Genomic DNA, 25,020 nt, shown 5'->3' with positions numbered 1-25,020 from the left:
TCCCCGAGCGTAGGTGGCCTGCCGTGAGCCGCGGGTGAGTACACCCTGCGCAGGGAACACGGTTACCGTGGTGATCATGACGGTAACGGTGCTGGTGCCCGACGACGACGGCGTGGCCGTGCTGTCCGAGGTCGCCGGGGTGCGCCCGGTGCGCTACACCTGGGACACGCCGCTGCCGCCCGAGGCGGCCGAGGCGGAGGTGCTGATCCCCGGCTTCTCCCGCCCACCGGCCGCGGACGAGCTCGTCGCCCGGCTGCCGCAGCTCAAGCTCATCCAGCTGCTGTCCGCCGGCGCCGAGGACTGGATCGGCAGGGTCCCCGACGGCGTCCTGCTGTCCACCTGCCGCGGCGCGCACGGTGGCAGCACCGCCGAGTGGGTGGTCGCGACACTGCTGCTGGTCTACCGGGAGCTGCGCGAGTTCTCCGCCGCGCAGGCCGGTCGGCGGTGGAGCAAGCGGACCACCGACACCTTGCAGGGCAAGCGGATCCTGGTCGTCGGGGCGGGCGATCTCGGCAACCAGCTCCGCCGCCGGCTCGAGCCGTTCGATGCCAGGATCACGATGGTCGGCCTGTCCGCCCGGAACGATGTGCACGGCGTCGACGAGCTGCCCGAGCTGCTCGCCGAGCACGACGCGGTGGTCCTCATGGTGCCGCTCACCTCGCGCACCAAGGGCATGGTGGACGCGAAGTTCCTCGCCGCGATGCCCGACGGCGCGATCCTGGTCAACGCCGCCCGCGGCCAGGTGGTGGACACCGACGCGCTGCTCGCCGAGCTGAACAGCGGGCGGCTGCGGGCCGCGCTCGACGTCACCGAGCCGGAACCGCTGCCCCGGGACCATCCACTCTGGACGGCGCCGGGCCTGGTGCTGACCCCGCACGTGGCCGGTGCCGCCCGCGGGCTGCAGCGCCGCTCCTACGCGGTCGCGGCCGCCGAGATCGAGCGCTACGTCAACGGCGAGCTACCGAACAACCTGGTGCACGGCGAGTACTGATTCACCCGAAAGAGGTACCATACGAACTGGGTCTGCCGGTGCCGCCCGCGATGCCCTACTCTGCGCGCGTGAACACTTCAGACGATGAGGTGACCAACCGTTCCTCCAGTGACCAGGCCGGGGCCCACTCCGCCGACACGCAGCGCACGGACATCCTCGCCGGTGTCGACGACACTCCGTCGGACCGGGACCGCGACGCCACCCGATGGCACGGCGGGCTCGACTTCGGGCTGCTGATCCTGCGCGTGGTGCTGGGCGGCACGATGTTCGCCCACGGGCTGCAGAAGCTGTTCGGCGCCTTCGACGGGCCCGGCATCGGCGGGTTCGCCCAGGCGTTGAGCGGCCCCTTCGGCTACAGCGGCAACACCACGCTGCTGTCCTGGATCACCGCGTTGTCCGAGACGCTCGGCGGGCTGCTGCTCGTGCTCGGCCTCTTCACCCCGCTCGGTGCCGCCGCGATCCTCGGTGTCGCGGCGAACGTCGTGTACGTGAAGTGGGCCAACGGCTTTTTCATGGGCAACAACGGCTTCGAGTACGAGCTGCTGATCGGTACGGTCGCGCTTGCGCTGCTGTTCACCGGGGCGGGCCGGATCTCGGTGGACAAGAACACGCCGTGGCGGCGCAGGCCGATGCCGTTCGCGCTGCTCGGGCTGCTGCTCGCGGCGGCGGCGTCGGTCGTCGTGCTCGTGGTCTTCCGCTGACCGGCTTTCGCTGACCGGGTCGCCGGCCGTCCGGCCGGCGACCCGGTCAGCGGTTGGGGTCGCGCACCGCCCCGGTGTCGGCCGAGGTCGCCATGCGGGCGTAGGCACGCAGCGCCGCGGTCACCGGGCGCTGCCGCGCGACCGGCTGCCACGGCCGCTCGCTGGCTTCCATCTTCGCCCGCCGCTCGGCGAGCGCGTCCGGGTCGACGAGCAGCTCCAGCCGGCGCTCGCGCACGTCGATCAGGATCTGGTCGCCGTCCTCGACCAGGCCGATGGCGCCACCGGCGGCCGCCTCCGGCGAGATGTGGCCCACCGAGATCCCGGAGGAGCCGCCGGAGAAGCGCCCGTCGGTGATCAGCGCGCACGTCCCGCCCAGCCCGGCGCCCTTGAGGAACGCCGTCGGGTGCAGCATCTCCTGCATCCCCGGCCCGCCGGCCGGTCCCTCGTACCGCACCACCAGCACGTCGCCGGGTCGGATCCTGCGGCCCTCCCCGGTGCCGAGGATGACCGACACCGCCTCCTCCTGGCTCTCCACGACCCGCGCCGGGCCCGAGAACCGCCACAGCGACTCGTCGATGCCCGCCGACTTGATCACCGCGCCGTTCTCCGCGAGGTTGCCGCGCAGCACGGCGAGCCCGCCGTCGGCGGTGTAGGCGTGCGCCACGTCCCGGACGCACCCCACCACCGGGTCAGTATCCAGTTCGGACCAACGGTTGGTGGTGGAGAACGCCTCGGTGGTGCGCACCCCGCCGGGCGCGGCGGAGAACAGCTCGACCGCGTGGGGAGACGCGGACCCGCCGCGAATGTCCCACGTGGACAGCCACTCGGCCAGGCTGGCGGCGTGCACGGCGTGCACGTCGGCGTGCAGCAGCCCGGCCCGGTGCAGCTCCCCCAGGATGGCGGGGATGCCGCCGGCCCGGTGCACGTCCTCCATGTGGTAGTCGGAGTTCGGCGCCACTTTGGACAGGCACGGCACGCGCCGGCCGATCCGGTCGATGTCGTCGATGGTGAAGTCGACCTCGCCCTCCTGCGCGGCGGCGAGGATGTGCAGCACGGTGTTCGTCGAGCCGCCCATCGCCATGTCGAGTGCCATGGCGTTCTCGAACGCCTTCCTGCTCGCGATCGAGCGGGGCAGCGCGCGCTCGTCGTCCTCGCCGTACCACCGCCGGCACAGCTCGACCACCGTGCTGCCGGCCTCGCGGAACAGCTCCCGCCGGGCGGCGTGGGTGGCCAGTGTGGACCCGTTGCCGGGCAGGGAGAGCCCGAGCGCCTCGGTGAGGCAGTTCATCGAGTTGGCGGTGAACATGCCCGAGCAGGAGCCGCAGGTGGGGCACGCGGAGCGCTCCACGACGGCGAGCCCTTCGTCGTCCACGGCGGAGTTGGCCGACGCCGAGATCGCGGTGATCAGGTCGGTGGGCGCGTGCGCCACGCCGTCCACCACCACGGCCTTGCCGGCCTCCATCGGCCCGCCGGAGACGAACACCGTCGGGATGTTCAGCCGCATCGCGGCGTTGAGCATCCCCGGCGTGATCTTGTCGCAGTTGGAGATGCACACCAGCGCGTCGGCCTGGTGCGCGTTGACCATGTACTCCACCGAGTCGGCGATGATCTCCCTGGAGGGCAGCGAGTACAGCATGCCGCTGTGTCCCATGGCGATGCCGTCGTCCACGGCGATGGTGTGGAACTCGCGGGCCACCCCGCCGGCCTCGCGCACCGCCTCCGCCACGATGTCCCCGAGGTCCTTGAGGTGCACGTGGCCGGGGACGAACTGGGTGTAGGAGTTGGCGATCGCCACGATCGGCTTGCCGAAGTCGCCGTCGGTCAGGCCGGTGGCGCGCCACAGCGAGCGCGCGCCGGCGGCGTTGCGGCCGTGGGTGGTGGTGCGGGAGCGCAGTGCGGGCAAGGCTCCTCCGGGAACTGTTCGGGTGCTGGTCCGCCTTCCTGGCCGGATCGAGGCGTTTCGGCTCGACGGCGCGGGCGGCGGGGAACGGGCGGCCGGCGCGGGGTGTGCGGGATCGGCCTGCGGCGGTACCGCGAGCCTACTCCTCGCGCTCCCCGGACTCGGTCCGCCCGGTGTCCGACCCGGCGCCGGGCATGTCGTCGGTGAGTCCCGTGGGGTCGGGCAGCCGGCCCCCGCTGATCAGCGAGAGCACCGGAAGGTGCCGGGGCCGGACCGAGGGCAGGGTGACCTCGCGGCCGTCGGTGGCCACCGCGCGGACCCTGCCGCGCCGGGCCAGCGCCAGGCCCTTCAGCTCCGACCAGGCCAGCTCCTGCCGGCCGAAGGCGGTCCGGACGGTGAGCCCACTCGGGGTGGCCGTCGTCCGACTGCGCAGGATCCACCAGGCCAGCCCGATCGGCACGAGGAGCAGCACCTGCAGCCCGGCCAGCGCGAAAGCGGCCGGGATCACGCACACGGTCAGCAGCGCCACGGCGAGCATCGCGATCGCCGGGATGCGGAACACGGCCTTCCGCTGCTTGGCGGGTACCGGCTCCTCCGGCCGTTCCCGCTGCTCGGGCTTCTCGTCCACGACGTCCTCCTGCACTCGTCGATGGTGCACCGGCCCGGACCGGCGGTCGCACGCGGGTACCTCGTTGGTGTCCAACATGCGGGAGCGCGATCCCGCAGAGTTGACACTCCGGACGGCGACCGATTACCGTCGTGCCCGTGACACCGCAGACCGGCCTCGTACTTCCCGAGCGCGTCGACGCTTAGGGAAGCTGCCGCTGCGTCGACGCGCGACCCTCGTGCGACCTTTTCGGTCGGCGGGGGTTTTTTGTTGCCCGACCACCGACCCTCCAGACCCACGAGGCAGAACCGATGACAAGCGCCACCTCGCGATCGGACGCGAACGCCGGGCCGAAACCGCCCGGCAAGGTCCCGGCCGCGTCGCCAAGCCAGCTCGGAGCCAGGCCCAAGCCCGCCCCGCCCGCCGGCACCCCCGTCCGGGTGACCGGTGCCCAGTCGCTCGTGCGCTCGCTCGAGGCCGTGGGCGTCGAGGTCGTCTTCGGCATTCCCGGTGGCACCATCCTGCCCGCCTACGACCCGCTGCTGGACTCGACGAAGGTGCGGCACGTCCTGGTCCGGCACGAGCAGGGCGCGGGGCACGCGGCCACCGGGTACGCGCAGGCCACCGGCAAGGTCGGGGTGTGCATGGCCACCTCGGGCCCGGGCGCGACGAACCTGGTGACCCCGCTGGCCGACGCCAACATGGACTCCGTGCCGGTGGTCGCGATCACCGGGCAGCAGACCAGGGCGCTGATCGGCACGGACGCGTTCCAGGAAGCCGACATCTGCGGCATCACCATGCCGATCACCAAGCACAACTTCCTGGTCACCGATCCCGCGGACATCCCGAGGGTGATCGCCGAGGCGTTCCACCTGGCCGAGTCCGGCCGGCCCGGCCCGGTCCTGGTGGACATCCCGAAGGACGTGCTGCAGGAGGCGACGTCGTTCGCCTGGCCGCCGGAGATGCGGCTGCCCGGCTACCGGCCGACGCTGCGCCCGCACGGCAAGCAGGTGCGCGAGGCCGCCCGGCTGATCGCCAGGGCCCGCCGGCCGGTGCTCTACGTCGGCGGCGGGGTGATCAAGGCGCGCGCCTCAATCCAGCTGCGCGAGCTGGCCGAGCTCACCGGCATTCCGGTGGTCACCACGCTCATGGCCAGGGGTGCGTTCCCCGACTCGCATCGCCAGCACCTCGGCATGCCCGGCATGCACGGGTCGGTGGCGGCGGTCGCCGCGATGCAGCGGGCCGACCTGCTGGTCGCGCTCGGCGCCCGGTTCGACGACCGGGTCACCGGGAAGCTGTCGTCGTTCGCGCCGGACGCGACCGTGGTGCACGCCGACATCGACCCGGCGGAGATCTCCAAGAACCGCAAGGCCGACGTGCCGATCGTCGGGGACTGCGCGGAGATCATCACCGAGCTGATCGACGCGGTGAAGGCGGAGACCGAGCAGTCCGGGCCGCCGGAGCTGACGCCGTGGTGGACGCAGATCGACGCGTGGCGCACCACCTTCCCGGCCGGCTACGAATGGCCGGAGGACGGGTCGCTGTCGCCGCAGTACGTGATCGAGCGGATCGGCGCGTTGGTCGGGCCGGACGCGATCTACACCGCGGGCGTCGGGCAGCACCAGATGTGGGCGGCGCAGTTCATCGCCTACGAGAAGCCCGGCACCTGGATCAACTCCGGCGGCCTCGGGACGATGGGCTTCGCGGTGCCGGCCGCGATGGGCGCGCAGTTCGGCCACCCGGACAAGCAGGTGTGGGCGATCGACGGCGACGGCTGCTTCCAGATGACCAACCAGGAGTTGGCGACCTGCGCCATCGAGGGCGCGCCGATCAAGGTCGCGGTGATCAACAACGGCAACCTCGGCATGGTCCGGCAGTGGCAGAACCTCTTCTACGCCGAGCGCTACTCCAACACCGACCTCGGTACGCACAAGCACCGGATCCCGGACTTCACGCTGCTCGCCGAGGCACTGGGCTGCGCGGGGCTGCGCTGCGAGACCAAGGACGAGGTCGACGAGGTGATCCGGCGCGCGATGGAGATCGACGACCGGCCCGTGGTGATCGACTTCGTGGTCGGCAAGGACGCTCAGGTCTGGCCGATGGTCGCGGCGGGCACGAGCAACGACGAGATCATGGCCGCCCGTGGCATCCGCCCGCTGTTCGACGAGGATGAGATCTAGACATGTCGACACACACGCTGAGCGTCCTGGTGGAGAACGTCCCCGGCGTGCTCGCCCGGGTCTCCGGCCTGTTCTCCCGCCGCGGGTTCAACATCGAGTCCCTCGCCGTGGGGCCGACCGAGAACCCCGAGGTGTCCCGGATGACGATCGTGGTCGCCGTCGAGGAACTCCCGCTGGAGCAGGTGACCAAGCAGCTCAACAAGCTGGTGAACGTCATCAAGATCGTTGAGCTGGACCCGGCCAGCTCGGTGCAGCGCGAGCTGCTGCTGGTCAAGGTCAGGGCGGACGCCACCGTGCGCAGTCAGGTGCTCGAGACCGTCCAGCTGTTCCGGGCCAAGGTGGTCGACGTGTCCCCGGAGGCGCTGACCATCGAGGCGACGGGGACCGCCGACAAGATCAACGCGCTGCTGCGCATGCTGGAGCCCTACGGCGTGCGTGAGCTGGTGCAGTCCGGCATGGTCGCGGTCGGCCGGGGCGCCCGGTCGATCACCGCCAGCGGGACGCGCTGAGGCGGCGCGCCACCGTTCCCGCCCATCGAAACCGAAAGGAAGTAACCACCCCTCATGCCAGCCGAAATCTTCTACGACGACGACGCCGACCTCGGCCTCGTCCAGGCCCGCAAGGTGGCCGTCATCGGATACGGCAGCCAGGGCCACGCGCACGCCCTGAGCCTGCGCGACTCCGGGGTCGACGTCCGCATCGGGCTGCCGGAAGGGTCGAAGTCCCGGGTCAAGGCCGAGGAGGAGGGGCTGCCGGTCCGCACCGTCGCCGAGGCCGCCGCCGAGGCCGACGTGATCATGATCCTGGCGCCGGACACCGCGCAGCGGCACATCTACGCCGAGCACATCGCGCCCAACCTCGAGTCCGGCAACGCGCTGTTCTTCGGGCACGGCTTCAACATCCGCTACGACCTGATCAAGCCGCCATCCGATGTGGACGTCATCATGGTGGCGCCGAAGGGGCCGGGGCACCTGGTGCGCCGCCAGTTCGTCGACGGCAAGGGCGTACCGGCGCTGGTCGCGGTGGAGCAGGACGCCACCGGCGAGGCGCTGGCGCTGGGCCTTTCCTACGCCAAGGGCATCGGCGGCACCAGGGCCGGGGTCATCAGGACGACGTTCACCGAGGAGACCGAGACCGACCTCTTCGGCGAGCAGGCCGTGCTCTGCGGTGGTGCCACGGCGCTGGTGCAGGCCGGCTTCGAGACGCTCACCGAGGCCGGCTACGCCCCCGAGGTGGCGTACTTCGAGTGCCTGCACGAACTGAAGCTCATCGTCGACCTGATGTACGAGGGCGGCATCGCCCGGATGCGGTACTCGATCTCGGACACGGCCGAGTACGGCGACCTCACCCGCGGCCCTCGAGTGATCAACGACCAGGTGAAGGCCGAGATGAGGAGGATCCTCGGCGAGATCCAGGACGGCACGTTCGCCAGGGAGTGGGTCGGCGAGGACGAGGCCGGCCGACCCAACTACCGCGCGTTGCAGGAGAAGGGCGCGGCGCACCCGATCGAGGAGGTCGGCGGGAAGCTGCGCGGCCTGATGTCCTGGGTGGACCGCCCGATCACCGAGACCGCCTGATCGTTCGCCCCACCCGCCATGAAGGCCACCGTCAGCGCGCTCGGTGGCCTTCATGGCATGCGGGGGGTGGGTCTTGGTGGTGGGGTGGTGGGGTGGATACGGTGGGTCACATGAGCGAGCAACCCGCCCGGCCGGTCGACGACAAGGCCCACATCCGGCACGAGTTGGACCTGAGCAAGGCCGAGTGGCAGCGCGCCGAGCCCGAGGGGGAAACCCTCGAGGACGCCGTCGAGTACGCGTTCGTGCCGCACACCGACGGCGTTACCTACGTCGCCATGCGCAAGTCCTCCGAGCCCGACGGCGTGGTGCTGGTGTTCACCCCCGCCGAGTGGGACGCCTTCCTCGCCGGCGTTCGGGACGGCGAGTTCGACGAACCCTGGTGACACTCGGCGGGTGGGTCCCGCGCTCCGGCCACCCCGCCGTCAGGCGGTCCAGCCACCGTCCACGGCGATGGTCGCGCCGGTGACGTAGCTGCCATCGGGACCGGCCAGGTACGCGACGGTCGCCGCGATCTCGGCCGGGCGGGCGTAGCGGCCGAGGGCGGTGCCGGCCCGCTGGTGGTCGGCACCCGGCCCGTCCGCCGGGTTCATGTCGGTGTCCACCGGACCGGGGTGCACCACGTTCGCCGTGATGCCACGGTCCCCGAGCTCCCGCGCGAGGCCCCTGGTCATCCCGGTCAGCGCCGTCTTGCTCAGCGCGTAGAGCGCGACGCCGGGACCCGGGGTCCGCTCGCCGACGCAGCTGCCGATGCTGATGATCCGCCCGGCCTCACCCATGTGCCGTGTCGCGGCCTGCGCCGCCACCAGCGGGGCCCGCACGTTGACCGCGAGGGCGCGGTCGATGTCGGCGACCGCCAGCGATCCGAGCGGCCCCAGTATGCCCACGCCGGCGTTGTTCACCAGGATGTCCAGCCGGCCGAACTCCGCCGCGGCCGTCTCCACCGCCTCGGCGACGGCGGTGGGGTCACCGCTGTCGGCGCGGACGGCCAACGCCCGCTTGCCGCGGGCCTCGACCGCCGCCACCACGGTGCCCGCGGCGTCGGCGCTGTGCTGGTAGGTGATCACCACGTCGGCCCCGTGCTCGGCGAGGCGGAGCGCGATCGCCGCGCCGATCCCCCTGCTGCCACCGGTCACCACTGCCACCTTGCCGTCGAGCTCCCCGGTCATCGCGATCTCCCTGTCGTCTCGGTATGACGTGACGTTCACGGGATCGATCCAAGCCGGGGCGCCCGCGCCTCGCCGGCACCTTTCGGACATCTAGTTAAACACTCAACAACTCAGCGCTGGCAGGGTTGCCGAAGTGCTCGGCCCAGCTGGCCGGCGTTCCGTCGTGGAGCTCGTCCCGCACGGTCGGGTCCGCTCCGGCGGCCAGCAGCAGCCGGATCACCGGCAGCGCGTCGTTCTGCGCGGCCAGGTGCAGCGCCGTCACCCCGAGCCCGTGCGTCGGCCCGCCGAACGTGCCCCGGCGGTTCGGGTCCGCGCCGAGCTCGAGCAGCCGCCGCACCGCGCCGACGCGGCCGCACGCCGCCGCCCACACCAGCGCGGTGCCCCGGTAGACGTCCGCCTCGACCCGGGCGCCCCGCCGCACCAGGAGGTCCACCGCGTCGGGCCGGTCGTTGCGGGCCGCCCAGGTCAACGCCTCGTCCCTGACCTCCGCCGGATCGTCCGAGGGGCGCCAGGCGGGGAAACCGCTGTGCGGCCGGTAGAAGCCACGGTGCGCCCCGGCCTCCGGGGTCAGCCGCCCGTCCGGCGCCACCAGCCGCTCGATCATCTCCACCCGGCCGAGGCCGGCGGCGACCCGTAGGTTGCCCGGGTGCGTCCCGTGCTCGGCCAGCAACTCGGCGGCCTCCCGGTGCCCCCAGAACAGCGCGACGACCAGCGGGGTGCCGCCGTCACCCCGCGCCGAGGCGGCCATCGGCGCACCCGCCTCGATCATCGGCAGGGCCAGCGCGGGCCGGCCCGCGTAGGCGGCCCCGTGCAGGGCGGTCCAGCCGTGGTCGTTGGCGTGGGCCGGGTCGGCGCCGCGGCCCAGCAGGAGCCGGACCAGCCGCTCGTCGCAGGTGGCCGTGGCCATCCCCAGCAGGTCGTTGCCGTTGGTGCCGCTGGCCGTGACCAGCTCCGGAAACCGGTCGAGCAGCTCGGCGAGCCCGTCCACGTCGTGTGCCTCGACTGCCCGGTAGGCCCGGGCGAACGGCTCCCCGCCGGTGGCCAGCCCGGCCACGTGGCGGCGCAGCTCGGCCCACGACGCGAAGCCGTGCTGCCCGGCGACCACGGCACGGGCGCCGGCCCTGGTCAGCGGTGCCTCCGCGGCGGCGAACGCGGCGAGCGCCTCCGCCGTACCGTCCTCGGCCGAGGCCAGCAGGCCGACGGCCCGCTCGGCGTAGTAGTCGAGATCGGCACGGTAGGCGTGCCGCAGCGCCGGCCCGAACCGCTCCAACCGCTCCACATAGGATCGCAACCGGGCCCAACTCGGGAAGCCGTGCTCGCGGGCGATCACCAGCTGGGCCTCGGCGAGCTTCGGCACCTCCGCCGGCCGGCGGTGGTGCGCGGCGATCCGGCGCAGCGCGGCGACATCCCCCGCGCGGGCGGCGCGCAGGAGCTCCTTGGCGCGCTTGCGCAGCTGCTCGAGACTGGCGGCGGTGGGTAGTGACATGACCACTTCCTTCCCGTCACGCCCGTGGTCCGCGAGCACCGGGCGGGAAAGAAGGGTGGTGCCTGGTCGAGGAGAACGGGGTGGGCTCGGCCCTTCCCGCGGACGGGACGCGGCCCCGGCCGCGCGGGTGCGAGCATACCGGGCGCCCGTTCGGGTGGCCACCGCGCGGACTAAACTGCGGCGGGTCCGGGCACATCGTCGTGACCGGTCGGCGTGGGTGAGGGTGTGTTCTTCCGGCCGGTCGAGGTGGCCGGCCCCGGCGCCGGCACCCGAGCATCGACGGCCTTCCTCGCCGCCACCGGCGGGCTCGGCCCCCTCGCCGCCAATGACCCCGTGATCGCAGTGGAGCCGCAATCGTGACCGTGCCCAGCAAACCGGTGGTACTCATCGCCGAGAAGCTCGCCCCTTCCGTGCTCAGCGTGCTCGGCGAGGAGGTCGAGGTCCGGCACGTGGACGGCACGGACCGTTCCGCGCTGCTGTCCGCGGTGCGCGACGCCGACGCGCTGCTCGTCCGCTCGGCCACCAAGGTCGACGCCGAGGTGCTCGGTGCCACGAGCCGGCTCAAGGTGGTCGCGCGGGCCGGCGTGGGGCTGGACAACGTGGACGTGCCGGCCGCCACCGCGCGCGGCGTGCTCGTGGTCAACGCGCCCACCTCGAACATCGTGTCGGCCGCCGAGCACGCGGTCGCGCTGCTGCTCGCGGTGGCCCGCCGGGTTCCGGCCGCCGACCAGAGCCTGCGCGGCGGGGAGTGGAAGCGCAGCGCCTACGCCGGCGTCGAGCTGCAGGGCAAGACGGTGGGTGTGGTCGGGCTCGGCAAGATCGGTCAGCTGTTCGCCCAGCGGTTGGCCGGGTTCGGCACCACGATCATCGCCTACGACCCGTACGTCTCGGCGCAGCGTGCCGCGCAGCTCGGCATCGAGCTGGTCGACCTCGACGAGCTGCTCGCCCGCGCCGACTTCATCTCCATCCACCTGCCGAAGACCCCGGAGACCAAGGGGCTGATCGACGCCGCCGCGCTGGCGAGGACCAAGCCCGGCGTGATCATCGTCAACGCCGCTCGTGGCGGCCTGGTCGACGAGGTCGCGCTGGCCAAGGCGATCGCCGAGGGGCACGTCGGCGGCGCCGGGGTCGACGTGTTCGAGACCGAGCCGACGACGTCGAGCCCGCTGTTCGAGCTGCCCAACGTCGTGGTGACGCCGCACCTGGGCGCCTCCACCGCCGAGGCGCAGGACCGGGCCGGCACCGACGTGGCCTTCTCGGTGCTGCTCGCGCTGCGCGGTGACTTCGTACCCGACGCGGTGAACGTGGCCGGTGGCGGCACCGTGGGCGAGGAGGTGCGGCCGTACCTGCCGCTCGCCCAGAAGCTCGGCACCGTGCTGTCGGCGTTCAGCGCCAGCGCGCCCGCGTCGATCACCGTCGTGGTCCGCGGCGAGCTGTCCACCGAGGACGTCAGCGTGCTGCCGCTGGCCGCGCTGCGCGGCGCGTTCTCCGGGGTGGTCGAGGACCAGGTCACGTTCGTGAACGCGCCGCGGCTGGCCGAGGAGCTCGGCGTGGGCGTGGAGCTGGTCACCGAGCCGGAGAGCCGCAACTACCGCAGTGAGGTGACCGTGCGCGCGGTGCACGCCGACGGCACCACGCTGTCGGTGTCCGGCGCGGTCACCGGCAAGGACGAGGTGCAGAAGCTGATCGAGGTCAACGGTCGGCACTTCGATCTGCGCGCCGAGGGCCACCTGCTGTTGCTGGAGTATCCGGACCGGCCGGGGATCATGGGCCGGGTCGGCACCCTGCTCGGCGAGGCGGGCATCAACATCGAGGCCGCGCAGATCAGCCAGACCACCGACCGGACCGACGCGGTCATGCTGCTCCGGGTGGACCGGGCGGTGGACGCGCACATGCTCGAGCCGATCGGTGCCTCGGTGGGCGCTCGGACCATCCGCGCGGTCACGTTCGGGTGACCTGCCGCCCCTGTCGCCTCCATAGTGGAGTCCCGGGACCCGTGCCCGGGACTCCACCGGCCGCGCCGCCGCCCCGACCGGTGCTCCGGCGGTGGCCGCCGGAGCACCGCGTTCGGGCCGCATCGCCCGGTTGGCGCAACCCTCGGGCACCAAACTGACACTTTTGGGTGTCTCGGACCGCGGGATGATCCGGCGTAAGGGTGGTGCTGCTTCGGTGGGTCGTCGACGGCCGGTAACCTGCCGTGGCTGGAGTTTGTGGCAGATGGGGCATCCGGAACTCCGGTCCCCGATCGACGGAGGTGTGTGGATGCGGCTCGCGGTGATCCCCGGTGACGGGATCGGGCCCGAAGTGGTCACCGAGGCGCTCAAGGTGCTCGGTGAGGTAGCGCCGAGCGCGGAGATCACCAACTATGACCTCGGCGCCGCCAGGTGGCATGCCACCGGCGAGCTGCTTCCCGAATCGGTGCTGAGCGAGCTCCGCCAGCACGACGCGATCCTGCTCGGCGCGGTCGGCGATCCGACGGTGCCCAGCGGCATCCTCGAGCGCGGCCTGCTGCTGCGGCTTCGGTTCGAGCTGGACCACCACGTGAACCTGCGGCCGGCCCGGCTCTACCCGGGCGTGCGCGGCCCGCTGGCCGAGCCCGGCGAGGTCGACATGGTGGTGGTCCGGGAGGGCACCGAGGGCCCCTACGCCGGCAACGGTGGTCTGCTGCGCAAGGACACCGAGCACGAGATCGCGACCGAGGTGAGCGTCAACACCGCCTTCGGGGTCCGCAGGGTGGTCACCGACGCGTTCCAGCGCGCCCAGGCCCGGCCGCGCAGGCATCTCACCCTGGTGCACAAGACCAACGTGCTGGAGTACGCCGGCTCGCTGTGGTCGCGCATCGTGGAGGAGGTCTCGCTCGAGCACCCGGACGTGACCGTCGCCTACTCCCACGTGGACGCCGCCACCATCCACCTGGTGACCGATCCGTCCCGGTTCGACGTGATGGTGACCGACAACCTGTTCGGCGACATCATCACCGACCTCGCCGCCGCGGTGACCGGTGGCATCGGCCTCGCCGCCAGCGGCAACCTGGACATCACCCGGCGCAACCCGAGCATGTTCGAGCCGGTGCACGGCAGCGCGCCGGACATCGCCGGGCAGAACCAGGCCGACCCGACCGCCGCGGTGCTCTCGGTGTCGCTGCTGCTCGACCACCTCGGGCAGAAGGAGGCCGCGCGGCGGATCGAGGCGTCGGTGGCCTTCGACCTCGCCACCCGTGACCAGTCCTCGCCGGGCACCACCCAGGCCATCGGCGACCGGCTGGCCGCGCTGGTGTCGTCCAACGCCCGCCCGGTCGCCTGACCCGATCCCCTCACCGGACCGGCTTGCCACCAGGGCCTCCGTTGGGCCCCGCCGCGCGACCACGGCGAAGCCCGCGCGGTGGGGGAGCGTTGTGTGTGCACGGCGACGCGCTGCGTCTCCGTTCGGGTGGTGGGAGACGGGTGGGCACCACCAAGGGGGCCTGGGTGGCCATGAGGGCGGCCAGTGGGGCGTGCCCGGATCGTGGGAAGTTCCGCCCAGGCCGTGGAAGGCCGGGAGGGGGTGTGGCATGATGCGGCACATGACTTCCTTTGCCGTGATCATTATCGGCGGGCGCGCCGGGTAGAGCCTCCAGCTCCCGGCGCGCAGACCTCTCGCATCCGCGGGGGGTCTTTTTGTTTGGCAGGCGAACCCACCACCAGGAGAGACCCGTGAACCGCACGGAACCCGTCGACACCCCGCTCGGCGACGACTTCCACCTCTACGACACGACGCTGCGGGACGGAGCTCAGCGGGAGGGCATCTCCTACTCGGTGACCGACAAGCTCGCCGTCGCCCGCCTGCTGGACGAGCTGGGGGTGGGCTTCATCGAGGGCGGCTGGCCCGGCGCGCTGCCCAAGGACACCGAGTTCTTCGCCCGCGCCGCGACCGGCGAGCTCGCGCTCAAGCACGCGGTACTGGTCGCGTTCGGCGCGACCCGCAGGGCGGACACCGCGGCCGCCGCGGATCCGCAGGTGCGGGCGCTGCTGGACTCGCGCGCCCCGGTGGTGACGCTGGTGGCCAAATCGGACCGCCGGCACATCGAGCGCGCGCTGCGGGTGGACGTCGCCGAGGCCTGCGCCATGGTCCGCGACACCGTCGCCTTCCTCGTCGGCGAGGGCCGGCGGGTCTTCCTCGACGCCGAGCACTTCTTCGACGGCTACGCCTTCGACCCGGACACCGCGCTGCGCGTGCTCGACGCGGCCGGGCAGGCCGGTGCCGACGTCCTGGTGCTGTGCGACACCAACGGCGGGCAGCTGCCGCTGCAACTGGCCGACACCGTGCGCGACGTCGCCGCGCGCACGGGACTGCGCCTCGGCATCCACTGCCAGGACGACACCGCGTGCGCGGTCGCCAACAGCGTCGCGGCCGTGCAGGCCGGCGCGACACACGTGCAGTGCACCGCGAACGGCTACGGCGAGCGGGCCGGCAACGCCGACCTGTTCGCCGTGGCGGGGAACCTGGTGACCAAGCTCGGCATGCCGGTGCTCCCCACCGGGGGCGCCGCCGAGCTCACCCGCGTCTCCCATGCCCTTGCCGAGATCGCCAACCTCGCCCCCGACACCCACCAGGCCTACGTCGGGGCGTCGGCCTTCGCCCACAAGGCGGGGTTGCACGCGAGCGCGATCAAGGTGGATCCGTTGCTGTACAACCACATCGATCCGGCCACCGTCGGCAACGACATGCGGGTGCTGGTCACCGAGATGGCCGGCAGGGCGAGCCTCGAGCTCAAGGGACGTGAGCTCGGGGTCGACCTCGCCGGCCAACCCGAGGCGCTCACCAGCGCCGTGCGGAAGGTGAAGCGGTTGGAGGCCGAGGGCTGGTCCTTCGAGGCCGCCGACGCCTCGCTCGAGCTGCTGCTGCGCCGGGAGGTGGTCGGGCCGGACCGGGACGTGCTGGACGAGCCGCCGTTCGTGCTGGAGTCCTACCGGGTGGTGCTCGACCACCGCGCGGACGGCGCGGTCACCTCGGAGGCGACGGTCAAGGTGCACGTCGCCGGGCAGCGGGTGATCGCCACCGCCGAGGGCAACGGACCGGTGCACGCGCTGGACGCCGCGCTGCGCAGCGCGCTGTCCCCCCATCTGTCGTGGTTGGACAGCGTGGAGCTGTCCGACTACAAGGTGCGCATCCTGGCGGGCCACCCCGGGACCGACGCGGTGACCCGGGTGCTCGTCGAGTCCTCCGACGGCGAGCGGGAGTGGACCACGGTGGGCGTGCACGAGAACATCGTGGAGGCGAGCTGGCTGGCCCTGTGCGACGCGCTGGTGCACAAGAGCCTGCGCACCCCGCGTGTGTAGATTCGGGTCCATGCGATTGGCACGAGTGGCACATTCCGGTGGCGTCGCGTTCGCCGCGGTCGAGGGCGACGGCCCCGACGCCCAGGTCCTGGAGATCGCCGAGCACCCCTTCGGCCAGCCCAACTTCACCGGCAAGCGCTGGCCGCTGGCCGACGTCCGGCTGCTCGCCCCGATCCTGCCGACGAAGGTGGTCGCGGTCGGCCGCAACTACGCGGCGCACGCCGGCGAGTTCGGCAACGAGGTCCCGGCCGAGCCGATGATCTTCCTCAAGCCGTCGACCAGCGTGACCGGGCCCAACGCCGCGATCAAGCTGCCGCCCAGCTCGAACCGGGTGGACTTCGAGGGCGAGCTGGCCGTGGTGATCGGCCAGCCGGTGCGGAACGTGACTGCGGCGCAGGCGCCCGGGGCGATCCTCGGCTACACGGTGGCCAACGACGTCACCGCCAGGGACCAGCAGAAGGCGGACGGCCAGTGGGGCAGGGCGAAGGGCTACGACAGCTTCTGCCCACTCGGACCGTGGATCGAGACCGCGGTCGACCCGAGCGACCTGGCGCTGCGCACCGAGCTGGACGGCGAGGTCAGGCAGGACGCCCGCACCTCGGCGATCGTGCACAAGATCCCCGAGCTGGTCGAGTTCGTCTCCGGGGTGATGACCCTGCTGCCCGGCGACGTCATCCTCACCGGCACCCCCGAGGGAGTCGGTCCGATGGCCGTCGGACAGACCGTGTCGGTCACGATCGAGGGAATCGGCACGCTCAGCAACCCGGTGGGGGCCGCCTAGCGAACGCGGGCGCGCGCTCGGGTCGGACGCCCACCCCGATCAGGTAGGCCGGCACGAAGCTGAGCTTCGGCACGGCACCGAGCAGGCGCACCAGCGGCCGCGGCGGGCCCTCCCTGCGGCCGGCCATCACCGGCTCGACGATCACCCGGTGCAGCAGCCGCTGCAGGCCCTGCACGGCGACCGTCGGCAGCCACCGTCGCCTGTGGACCTTCGCGAGGTCCGCGCCGGTGAGCCGGCCCGCGCGCAGCGGCTCGGCGAGCAGGTGCGCCGCGGCCACCGCGTCCTGCACCGCCAGGTTGATGCCCACCCCGCCGAGCGGCGACATCGCGTGTGCCGCGTCGCCGAGACACAGCACCCCGTCGGCGTGCCACCGGCGGAGCCGGTTCATCCGGACGTCCAGGTGTTTGACGTCGTCCATCGACTCCAGGGCGTCCACCCGGTCGGCCAGCGCCGGCATCAGCCGCGCGATCCGGGCCCGAAACGAGGCGATCCCCTCGGCGCGCAGCCCGGCGTCGGCACCCTTCGCGCCGATGTAGGCGATCTGGTAGTAGCCCTCGCGCGGGATCACCACGGCGAACTGCCGGTTCCGCATGGCCGGCATGAGCATCCCGGCCGGGTCGCTCTCCCGCCGGGGAAGCCGGAACCACCACACGTCGAACGGCACCGGTGCCTCCTTCGGCCGCAGCCCGGACCGCCGCCGGACCAGCGACCACCGGCCGTCGGCGCCGACGGTCAGGTCGGCGCGCAGCTCGCCCTCGGTGCCGTCGCGGGTCCGACAGCGCACCCCGCGCACCGCGCCGCGCTCCCGGAGCAGGTCGGTGACCTCGGTGTTCATCCGCAGCGTGAAGGTCGGCTCCGCGCGGGCCGCGTCGGCCAGCAGGTCCAGGAAGTCCCACTGCGGCACCATCGCGATGTACGGGTGCGGCACGTCGAGCCGGCGCAGGTCGCCCACCACCAGCTCGCCGCCGTCGGGCATCGGGAAGGTCACCTTGTCGAGCCTGCTCTGCGGCAGCGCGGCGAACCTCTTGCCGAGGCCCAGCTCGTCCAGGAGGTCGATGGTCGTCGGGTGCACCGTGTCGCCGCGGAAGTCGCGCAGGAAGTCGGCGTGTTTCTCGAGGACGGTCACCTCGACGCCGGCCCTGGCCAGCAGCAGGCCGAGCACCATGCCGGCCGGTCCACCCCCGGCGACGACGCAGGTCGTGCGCTCGCTCATCGTGGTCTCCCACAGTTTTCATCCTGTGTTGAATAAATACACCATGCCCGCCCAGTGACCTCCGGTCAAGCGGATAGGCTGATCGAGCCATGACTGAGACGCCCACCGAAGTTCGCGCCCGCTTCTGCCCCTCGCCGACCGGAACCCCGCACGTGGGGCTGATCCGCACGGCGCTGTTCAACTGGGCCTTCGCCCGCCATCATGGCGGGACGCTCGTGTTCCGGATCGAGGACACCGACGCCGCGCGCGACACCGAGGAGTCGTACCGGTCGTTGCTGGAGGCGCTGCGCTGGCTCGGCCTGGACTGGGACGAGGGCCCCGAGGTCGGCGGGGAGTACGGGCCGTACCGGCAGAGCCTGCGCCGCGAGATCTACGCCGACGTCGCCGCGCGGCTGCTCGAGGCGGGCGAGCTGTACGAGGCGTTCTCCACCAACGAGGAGGTCGAGGCGCGGCGCCGGGCCGCCGGTCAGGACCCGAAGCTGGGCTACGACAACGCCGACCGCGACCTCACCGAGGAGCGGAAGGCGGCCTTCCGCGCGGAGGGGCGCAGCCCGGTGCTGCGGCTGCGCATGCCGGACGAGGACCTCGGGTGGACCGACCTGGTGCGCGGCGAGATCAGCTTCCCGGCCGGCAGCATCCCCGACCCCGTGCTGGTGCGGGCCAACGGCGACCCGCTGTACACCCTGACCAACCCGGTCGACGACGCGCTCATGCGGATCACCCACGTGCTGCGCGGCGAGGACCTGTTGCCCTCGACCCCCCGGCAGGTCGCCCTGTACCGGGCGCTGCGCCGGATCGGCGTCGCCGACTTCGTGCCCGAGTTCGGCCACCTCCCCTACGTGCTGGGGGAGGGCAACAAGAAACTGTCCAAACGAGACCCCTCTTCGAATCTTTTTCACCTTCGTGACCGCGGGTTCGTCCGCGAGGGACTGCTGAACTACCTGGCCCTGCTCGGCTGGTCCATCGCCGACGACCGCGACGTCTTCGGGGTGGACGAGCTGGTCGAGGCGTTCGAGATCAGTCGGGTGAGCGCCAACCCCGCCCGGTTCGACCTGAAGAAGGCCGAGGCGATCAACGCCACGCACATCCGCGCGCTGGACACCGCCGACTTCGTCGAGCGGGTCACGCCCCACCTCACCGCCGCCGGGGTGCTGCCCGTCGAGCCCAGCGCGAACCAGCTCGCGACGCTGCGCGCGATCGCGCCGCTGGTGCAGGAGCGGGTCACCGTGCTCTCCGACGCCGTCGAGATGCTCCGCTTCCTGTTCGCCGACGAGGATTCCTTCGCCCCGGAAGAATCTTCCGCCGCCAAGGCGCTCGGTCCCGACGCCGAGGCCGTGCTGCGCGCCGCCATCGAGGCACTCGAGGCGCTCTCGAGTTGGGAGACCGCCACCATCGAGCAGGCGCTCAAGACCGCGCTCGTCGACGGGTTGGGACTCAAGCCCCGCAAGGCTTTCGCCCCCGTCCGGGTGGCGGTGACCGGGCGCACGGTGTCCCCGCCGCTGTACGAGTCGATGGAGCTGCTCGGCCGGGACCGGTCCCTCGGACGGCTGCGTCGCGCCCTGCCGGGCAACTGAGCGTAGACCTCACGCACCGAAAGAGAGCAGCCGTAATCACCTCGTCAGTCGAATCGGTACGGCCAAAAGTGCCCTAGCCTCGCTGGGTGGAATTTGCGCTCGCCTCCCCGACAGCACCGCAAACCGTCGACACCCGGCTCGAGCCACCCGGACCATGGAGTCCCCCCGTCCTCCGCCTGGTCTGCCTCGACATCGACGACACGTTGATCGACTTCACCGCCGCGGGACGCCGCGCGCTGGCCGCGTTGATCGGCAGGACCGACATGTGGCCCCTCTGGGAGCGCATCACCGACGAGCACGTCGCCAGGGTCGTCGCCGGCGAGCTCGACTACGCCGACATGCACCCCCGGCGCACCCGCTGCTTCCTCGAGGAGCTCGGGGTGTACGCCGAGCTCGCCGACGTGCTCGCCTTCGAGTCCCGTCGCAAGGAGCTGCTCCGCCGGTCCTGGCGGCTGTTCGACGACGTGCTGCCCTGCCTCGACTGGCTCCAGGCCGCCGGCGTCCAGCTCGCCGCCGTGACCAACGCCTCCGGCGTCCACCAGCGGGCGAAGCTCGCCGACCTCGGCCTCGCCCGGTTCTTCGACTACGTCGCCATCGCCGGCGAGCTGGGCGTGGCCAAACCCGATCCGGTGATGTTCCACACGGTGTGCCTCGCGCTCGGCTGCGCTCCGTCCGAAGCCGCCCACGTCGGCGACAAACTGGACACCGACGCCGTCGGCGCCCGCGACGCCGGGCTCGGTGGCATCTGGCTCGACCGCGCCGGCACCCCCGGTGACCTGCCCACCGGCGTCCACGCGATCCACAGCCTCGCCGAGCTTCCCGAGCTGCTGGTCTGCGAGTTCGCCAGGGTCGGCGTGCCCGCGCCGCGCTGAGCTCGGGGGCGGCTGACCGCCCCCGGACGGGGTGGTCTAGTATTTCCATCCGGCGGTGCCGCTCCGGAAGCTCACCAGAACGGTGTCACCGTTGGGGTATGGTGTAATCGGCAGCACGACTGATTCTGGTTCAGTTAGTCTAGGTTCGAGTCCTGGTACCCCAGCTGCGGAGGGCGCAACCGCCTCTGGTAAGTTCTCTCTCGCAACAAAGGCAAGTCACCACGACAAGCCCCCGTCGTCTAGCGGCCTAGGACGCCGGCCTCTCACGCCGGTAGCGTGGGTTCGAATCCCATCGGGGGTACGTAAGAGCTGGGAGAGCCCCGTCTGCGGAAAGCGCAGACGGGGCTCTTCCGTTGTGTCCTGTGGGGGCCAAGCCCCCACACCCCCTGCCGGGGGCACACCCCCGGACCCCCATCCTGTGGTCCCGTTCGGTGGGCGCGAGTTCCACGCCCGGGTTGACTGACCCGCGCCGGGAAGCTGTGTCCGCGATCTGTGTACACGTGTCCGCCGTCTGTGTACGCGTGTCCGCGGTCTGTGTACGCGTGTCCGCGGTCTGTGTTCGGGTGTTTGCCGTTTGCGGCGTCGTGTTTGCCGCGTCCGCGTCGCGTGCTGCCCGCTGGGGCGTGCAGCCGGGCTGGGGGCGGGGGCTAGAGGCGTTCTTGTAGGGCCTCGGCGGCGGCCAGTAGGTCGGCGGCCCACCTGCCGCCGGGCTTGCGGCCGATCCGCTCCACCGGGCCCGACACCGACACCGCCGCGATCACCGTCCCACCGGAGTCCCGCACCGGGGCGGACACGCTCGCCACGCCCGGCTCCCGCTCCGCCACGCTCTGCGCCCACCCTCGCCGGCGCACCTCCAGCAACGTCCGCTCTCCGTACACCGCGTCCACCAGGAGCGCCCGCTGCGTGTGCGGATCCGCCCACGCGGCCAGCACCTTCGCGCCCGACCCCGCCGTCATCGGCAGCCGCGCCCCCACCGGCACCGTGTCCCGCAGCCCGCTCGGCGGCTCCGCGGTGGACACACACACCCGCTGCATCCCGTCCCGCCGGTACAGCTGCACGCTCTCCCCGGTGATGTCCCGCAGCTTCGGCAACACCGCGCTCGCCGCGTCGAGCAACGGGTCCGTCGTCCCCCCGGCCAGCTCCGCCAACGCCGCGCCCGGCCGCCACCGGCCGTCCGCGCCCCGCCGTAGCAACCGGTGCACCTCGAGCCCCACCGCGAGCCGGTGCGCGGTCGCCCTCGGCAGGCCCGTCCGGGTACACAGCTCCGCGAGCCCGCACGGATCCTCCGCGACGGCATGCAACACCGCCACCGCCTTGTCCAGGACACCGATACCGCTGTGCTGGTTCGTCGAGCTATGCTGTCTCACGAAGCGATACTATATTCCCGAACTTTGGGAAGTCCAGATCTTGGGACGAACCTCGGCCCGGTCCAGGGCGCCCGTTCGTCGCGACAACCCGAACGATCCCGAGAGGAGCCCTGATGGCCACCACCCAGGGCCGCACGTTGGCGGAGAAGGTGTGGGACGCGCACACGGTGCGCCGCGGGAAGGGCGACGAGCCCGACCTGCTCTACATCGACCTGCACCTCATCCACGAGGTCACCAGCCCGCAGGCGTTCGACGGGCTGCGGCTGGCCGGCCGGCGCGTGCGCCGCCCCGACCTCACGATCGCCACCGAGGACCACAACGTCCCCACCGTCGACATCGAGCTGCCGATCGCCGACCCCGTCTCGCGCACCCAGGTGGAGACGCTGCGTCGCAACTGCGCCGAGTTCGGTGTCCGGCTGCACCCCATGGGCGACGCGGAGCAGGGCATCGTGCACGTCATCGGCCCGCAGCTCGGCCTGACCCAGCCGGGGATGACCGTGGTGTGCGGCGACAGCCACACCTCGACCCACGGCGCGTTCGGCGCGATGGCGTTCGGCATCGGTACCTCCGAGGTCGAGCACGTGCTCGCCACCCAGACCCTGCCGCTGCGCCCGTTCAGGACCATGGCGATCAACGTCGACGGCCGGCTGCGGCCCGGCGTCACCGCCAAGGACGTCATCCTCGCGGTCATCGCCAAGATCGGCACCGGCGGCGGGCAGGGCTACGTCCTGGAGTACCGGGGCAGCGCGATCGAGTCGTTGTCGATGGAGGCCCGGATGACGATCTGCAACATGTCCATCGAGGCGGGCGCCCGCGCCGGCATGATCGCCCCCGACGAGGTCACCTTCGCCTACATCAAGGACCGCCCGCACGCCCCTTCGGGCACCGAATGGGACGCCGCGCTGGTCGCGTGGCGCGAGCTGCGCACCGACGACGACGCCCGGTTCGACGCCGAGGTGCACCTGGACGCCGGCGCGCTGACCCCGTTCGTGACCTGGGGCACCAACCCCGGGCAGGGACTGCCGCTCGGCGAGCGGGTGCCCGACCCCGCCGACATCCCCGACGAGACCGAGCGGCTGGCCGCCGAGAAGGCCCTGTCCTATATGGATCTGAAGCCGGGCACGCCGCTGCGGGACGTCGCGGTCGACACCGTCTTCCTCGGCTCGTGCACGAACGGCCGGATCGAGGACCTGCGCGCGGCGGCCGAGGTGCTGCGCGGACGCAGGGTCGCCGACGGCGTCCGGATGCTCGTCGTCCCCGGGTCGATGCGGGTCCGCCAGTCGGCCGAGGCCGAGGGCCTGGACAAGGTCTTCACCGAGGCCGGTGCCGAGTGGCGGCAGGCCGGCTGCTCGATGTGCCTCGGCATGAACCCCGACCAGCTGAGGCCGGGCGAGCGCAGCGCCTCCACCTCCAACCGCAACTTCGAGGGCCGGCAGGGCAAGGGCGGGCGCACCCACCTCGTGTCGCCGCTCGTGGCGGCCGCCACGGCGGTGCGCGGCACGCTCTCCTCGCCCGACGACCTGACCTGAGCCGACCGTCCAGCCACCCCCACGAGGAGTTCACCCCATGGAGCCGTTCACCACACACACCGGCGTCGGCGTCCCGCTGCGCAGGTCCAACGTGGACACCGATCAGATCATCCCGGCGGTCTACCTCAAGCGGGTCAGCCGGACCGGGTTCGAGGACGGACTGTTCGCCGCCTGGCGCTCCGACGAGCACTTCGTGCTCAACCAGGAGCCGTTCCGCCGGGGCACCGTGCTCGTCGCCGGCCCCGACTTCGGCACCGGCTCGTCCCGCGAGCACGCCGTCTGGGCCCTGATGAACTACGGCTTCCGGGTCGTCATCTCGTCCCGGTTCGCCGACATCTTCCGGGGCAACTCGGGCAAGCAGGGCCTGCTGGCCGCCCAGTGCGAGCAGTCCGACGTCGAGCTGCTGTGGAAGATCCTGGAGAACGAGCCCGGCACGGAGGTCACCGTGGACCTCGCCGAGAAGACCGTCAGGGTCAAGGACTTCGTCACCTCCTTCGCCATCGACGACTACACCCGCTGGCGACTGCTGGAGGGCCTCGACGACATCGCCCTCACCCTGCGACACGCGGACGCGATCGACGCGTTCGAGACCACCCGGCCGAGCTGGCTTCCGGTGACCACCCCCGCCCCCGGCACCACCGGAACCCCGGTTCGTACCGGCGGGTAGGGACAAGGATTCCCTGCTCAGCAAGGAATTCCGGGCCCGCCCACCGGCCGCGAGCCCCACACCGGACGGCACCCCGGGACCGCCCCGGGGCATCCCTCGGGAGGCGGAAGATCCGCCTCCGGCAAGGAAAACTTCCGCGTGCCGTTTGGAATTTGTGCGCCATTGGTAATACCGTGTGCGCAAGTCGGCCGACGTGGCCGTGGGACAAGTAGTTCTTCGTGGAGGACTGGGATGGCCAACAAGGCCCAGCTGATCGAGGCGCTGTCGGAGCGCCTGGGCGACAAAAAGGTTGCGTCGGAAGCGGTCGACGGCCTCGTCGACATCATCATCCGGACGGTCAACAAGGGCGAGAAGGTGAACATCACCGGATTCGGGGTGTTCGAGAAGCGGGCGCGGGCCGCCCGCACGGCGCGCAACCCGCGCACCGGTGAGACCGTGAAGGTCAAGAAGACCAACGTGCCGGCGTTCCGCGCCGGGACCACCTTCAAGGACGTGGTGAGCGGCGCGAAGAAGCTGCCGAAGGCGACCGCCACGAAGCGGTCCACGGCCGCCTCGCGTAGCACCGGCACCACGGCGTCGCGCGGCACCAGCACGCGCACCGCCGCGAGCCGGGCGACGGCGAGCCGTCCGAGCACGACTCGCAGCACCACCACCCGCACTCGTGCCACCAGCACGACTCGGGGTACCACCGCGAGCCGTACGGCGAAGGCCGCCCCGAGGTCGACGACCAAGACCGCGACCAAGGCGGCGCCGAAGACCGCGGCGAAGACCACCGCGGCCAAGAAGACGACCGCCAAGGCGGCACCGAAGACCGCGGCCAAGAGCACCGCGGCCAAGTCGACGGCGAAGAAGACGACCTCCGCCGCCAAGAAGAAGAAGTAGCGACCCGACCCGCTACTCGGGGGGCCCCCGCGTGCCGCGCGGGGGCCCCACCGCGTTCAGAAGCCTTCCGTTCCGCACGGGGTCCACTGTCGAGCCGTGGCGCCCCACCCGGCGACGCGGCCGGCCAACACGGCGGTTCCTGCCGTGTCCGCGCTCCACGATCGGGTAATCCCGCCGCACGGCGCGGACACCCGTACACAGACCGCGGA

22 protein-coding genes and 2 tRNA genes are annotated in these 25,020 nt (G+C 72.0%); 18 read left to right on the top strand and 6 right to left on the bottom strand.

The window, feature by feature from the left end; genetic code table 11:
• Positions 1-76 precede the first annotated feature (76 nt).
• Both BM051_RS05040 and BM051_RS05035 read left to right on the top strand, forming a co-directional pair.
• Entirely contained in the window at positions 77-991 is a 915-nt protein-coding gene (locus BM051_RS05040; RefSeq protein WP_166677544.1) for a 2-hydroxyacid dehydrogenase, read from the top strand.
• Positions 992-1,143: 152 nt separating this feature from the next.
• Positions 1,144-1,692 carry a DoxX family protein gene (locus BM051_RS05035; RefSeq protein WP_243859246.1) on the top strand — a complete coding sequence of 183 codons (549 nt, stop codon included), beginning with the start codon at positions 1,144-1,146 and terminating at the stop codon, positions 1,690-1,692.
• A gap of 46 nt (positions 1,693-1,738) precedes the next feature.
• On the opposite strand, the gene ilvD is transcribed toward BM051_RS05035, so the two are convergent.
• Together ilvD and BM051_RS05025 are read right to left on the bottom strand one after the other, a co-directional pair.
• On the bottom strand, positions 1,739-3,595 hold the full coding sequence (ilvD, locus tag BM051_RS05030; protein WP_092528638.1) for a dihydroxy-acid dehydratase: 1,857 nt from the start codon (positions 3,593-3,595) through the stop codon (positions 1,739-1,741).
• 136 nt (positions 3,596-3,731) lie between these two features.
• Positions 3,732-4,235, bottom strand: a complete 504-nt coding sequence (locus BM051_RS05025; RefSeq protein ID WP_243859170.1) for a PH domain-containing protein — start codon at positions 4,233-4,235, stop codon at positions 3,732-3,734.
• Between the two features lie 275 nt (positions 4,236-4,510).
• Between BM051_RS05025 and BM051_RS05020 the strand changes: the two genes are divergently transcribed.
• The 4 genes from BM051_RS05020 (at position 4,511) to BM051_RS05005 (ending at position 8,339) form a co-directional block, all read left to right on the top strand.
• A complete protein-coding gene (locus BM051_RS05020) occupies positions 4,511-6,379 on the top strand; it encodes an acetolactate synthase large subunit (protein WP_092528634.1) in 1,869 nt (622 codons plus the stop codon).
• Positions 6,380-6,381: 2 nt separating this feature from the next.
• A complete protein-coding gene (ilvN, locus tag BM051_RS05015; protein ID WP_092528632.1) occupies positions 6,382-6,888 on the top strand; it encodes an acetolactate synthase small subunit in 507 nt (168 codons plus the stop codon).
• Between the two features lie 54 nt (positions 6,889-6,942).
• Positions 6,943-7,956 carry a ketol-acid reductoisomerase gene (gene ilvC, locus BM051_RS05010; RefSeq protein WP_092528630.1) on the top strand — a complete coding sequence of 338 codons (1,014 nt, stop codon included), beginning with the start codon at positions 6,943-6,945 and terminating at the stop codon, positions 7,954-7,956.
• Positions 7,957-8,066: 110 nt separating this feature from the next.
• Positions 8,067-8,339 (top strand): DUF397 domain-containing protein, encoded by a 273-nt coding sequence (locus BM051_RS05005; RefSeq protein WP_092528628.1) that lies wholly within the window; start codon positions 8,067-8,069, stop codon positions 8,337-8,339.
• A gap of 39 nt (positions 8,340-8,378) precedes the next feature.
• On the opposite strand, the gene BM051_RS05000 is transcribed toward BM051_RS05005, so the two are convergent.
• The gene (locus BM051_RS05000) at positions 8,379-9,122 is read right to left on the bottom strand and encodes an SDR family NAD(P)-dependent oxidoreductase (protein WP_092528626.1); all 744 of its coding nucleotides are present in this window, start codon (positions 9,120-9,122) and stop codon (positions 8,379-8,381) included.
• A gap of 94 nt (positions 9,123-9,216) precedes the next feature.
• Entirely contained in the window at positions 9,217-10,608 is a 1,392-nt protein-coding gene (locus tag BM051_RS04995; protein WP_092528624.1) for an ankyrin repeat domain-containing protein, read from the bottom strand.
• 225 nt (positions 10,609-10,833) lie between these two features.
• Here BM051_RS04995 and BM051_RS30290 point away from each other — a divergent pair, with 225 nt between their 5' ends.
• From BM051_RS30290 to BM051_RS04975, 5 genes are all read left to right on the top strand, one after another.
• The gene (locus BM051_RS30290) at positions 10,834-10,968 is read left to right on the top strand and encodes a hypothetical protein (protein ID WP_279587009.1); all 135 of its coding nucleotides are present in this window, start codon (positions 10,834-10,836) and stop codon (positions 10,966-10,968) included.
• Positions 10,965-12,563, top strand: a complete 1,599-nt coding sequence (gene serA, locus BM051_RS04990; RefSeq protein ID WP_092528622.1) for a phosphoglycerate dehydrogenase — start codon at positions 10,965-10,967, stop codon at positions 12,561-12,563. Before BM051_RS30290 ends, serA begins: the two co-directional genes overlap by 4 nt.
• A gap of 307 nt (positions 12,564-12,870) precedes the next feature.
• Complete coding sequence (locus tag BM051_RS04985) at positions 12,871-13,911, top strand: 3-isopropylmalate dehydrogenase (RefSeq protein WP_092529588.1); 1,041 nt, start codon at positions 12,871-12,873, stop codon at positions 13,909-13,911.
• A 389-nt stretch (positions 13,912-14,300) separates the two neighbouring features.
• Complete coding sequence (gene cimA, locus BM051_RS04980) at positions 14,301-15,926, top strand: citramalate synthase (RefSeq protein WP_092528620.1); 1,626 nt, start codon at positions 14,301-14,303, stop codon at positions 15,924-15,926.
• A gap of 10 nt (positions 15,927-15,936) precedes the next feature.
• Positions 15,937-16,707, top strand: a complete 771-nt coding sequence (locus BM051_RS04975; RefSeq protein ID WP_092528618.1) for a fumarylacetoacetate hydrolase family protein — start codon at positions 15,937-15,939, stop codon at positions 16,705-16,707.
• Here BM051_RS04975 and BM051_RS04970 read toward each other — a convergent pair.
• Positions 16,682-17,920 (bottom strand): FAD-dependent oxidoreductase, encoded by a 1,239-nt coding sequence (locus tag BM051_RS04970; protein ID WP_092528616.1) that lies wholly within the window; start codon positions 17,918-17,920, stop codon positions 16,682-16,684. The genes BM051_RS04975 and BM051_RS04970 overlap by 26 nt on opposite strands.
• A gap of 89 nt (positions 17,921-18,009) precedes the next feature.
• Here BM051_RS04970 and gltX point away from each other — a divergent pair, with 89 nt between their 5' ends.
• The 4 genes from gltX (at position 18,010) to BM051_RS04950 (ending at position 20,667) form a co-directional block, all read left to right on the top strand.
• A complete protein-coding gene (gene gltX / locus BM051_RS04965; protein ID WP_092528614.1) occupies positions 18,010-19,494 on the top strand; it encodes a glutamate--tRNA ligase in 1,485 nt (494 codons plus the stop codon).
• A gap of 86 nt (positions 19,495-19,580) precedes the next feature.
• A complete protein-coding gene (locus BM051_RS04960; protein ID WP_177216894.1) occupies positions 19,581-20,366 on the top strand; it encodes an HAD family hydrolase in 786 nt (261 codons plus the stop codon).
• Between the two features lie 92 nt (positions 20,367-20,458).
• Positions 20,459-20,530 (top strand) — tRNA-Gln (locus tag BM051_RS04955).
• 64 nt (positions 20,531-20,594) lie between these two features.
• A tRNA-Glu gene (locus tag BM051_RS04950) sits at positions 20,595-20,667 on the top strand.
• 346 nt (positions 20,668-21,013) lie between these two features.
• Here BM051_RS04950 and BM051_RS04945 read toward each other — a convergent pair.
• On the bottom strand, positions 21,014-21,733 hold the full coding sequence (locus BM051_RS04945; RefSeq protein WP_166677543.1) for an IclR family transcriptional regulator: 720 nt from the start codon (positions 21,731-21,733) through the stop codon (positions 21,014-21,016).
• Between the two features lie 113 nt (positions 21,734-21,846).
• On the opposite strand from BM051_RS04945, the gene leuC reads away from it, so the two are divergent.
• The 3 genes from leuC to BM051_RS04930 all read left to right on the top strand — a co-directional run bounded on the left by leuC (position 21,847) and on the right by BM051_RS04930 (position 24,811).
• Positions 21,847-23,262, top strand: a complete 1,416-nt coding sequence (gene leuC / locus BM051_RS04940; protein ID WP_092528610.1) for a 3-isopropylmalate dehydratase large subunit — start codon at positions 21,847-21,849, stop codon at positions 23,260-23,262.
• Between the two features lie 37 nt (positions 23,263-23,299).
• Positions 23,300-23,929, top strand: a complete 630-nt coding sequence (gene leuD, locus BM051_RS04935; protein ID WP_092528608.1) for a 3-isopropylmalate dehydratase small subunit — start codon at positions 23,300-23,302, stop codon at positions 23,927-23,929.
• Between the two features lie 231 nt (positions 23,930-24,160).
• A complete protein-coding gene (locus tag BM051_RS04930; protein WP_092528606.1) occupies positions 24,161-24,811 on the top strand; it encodes an HU family DNA-binding protein in 651 nt (216 codons plus the stop codon).
• Positions 24,812-25,020: the final 209 nt, after the last annotated feature.

This window comes from Amycolatopsis arida (assembly GCF_900115565.1).
In the GTDB taxonomy this organism is placed as follows: Bacteria; Actinomycetota; Actinomycetes; order Mycobacteriales; family Pseudonocardiaceae; genus Yuhushiella; species Yuhushiella arida.
This window is presented reverse-complemented; position numbering and strand designations above follow the sequence as displayed.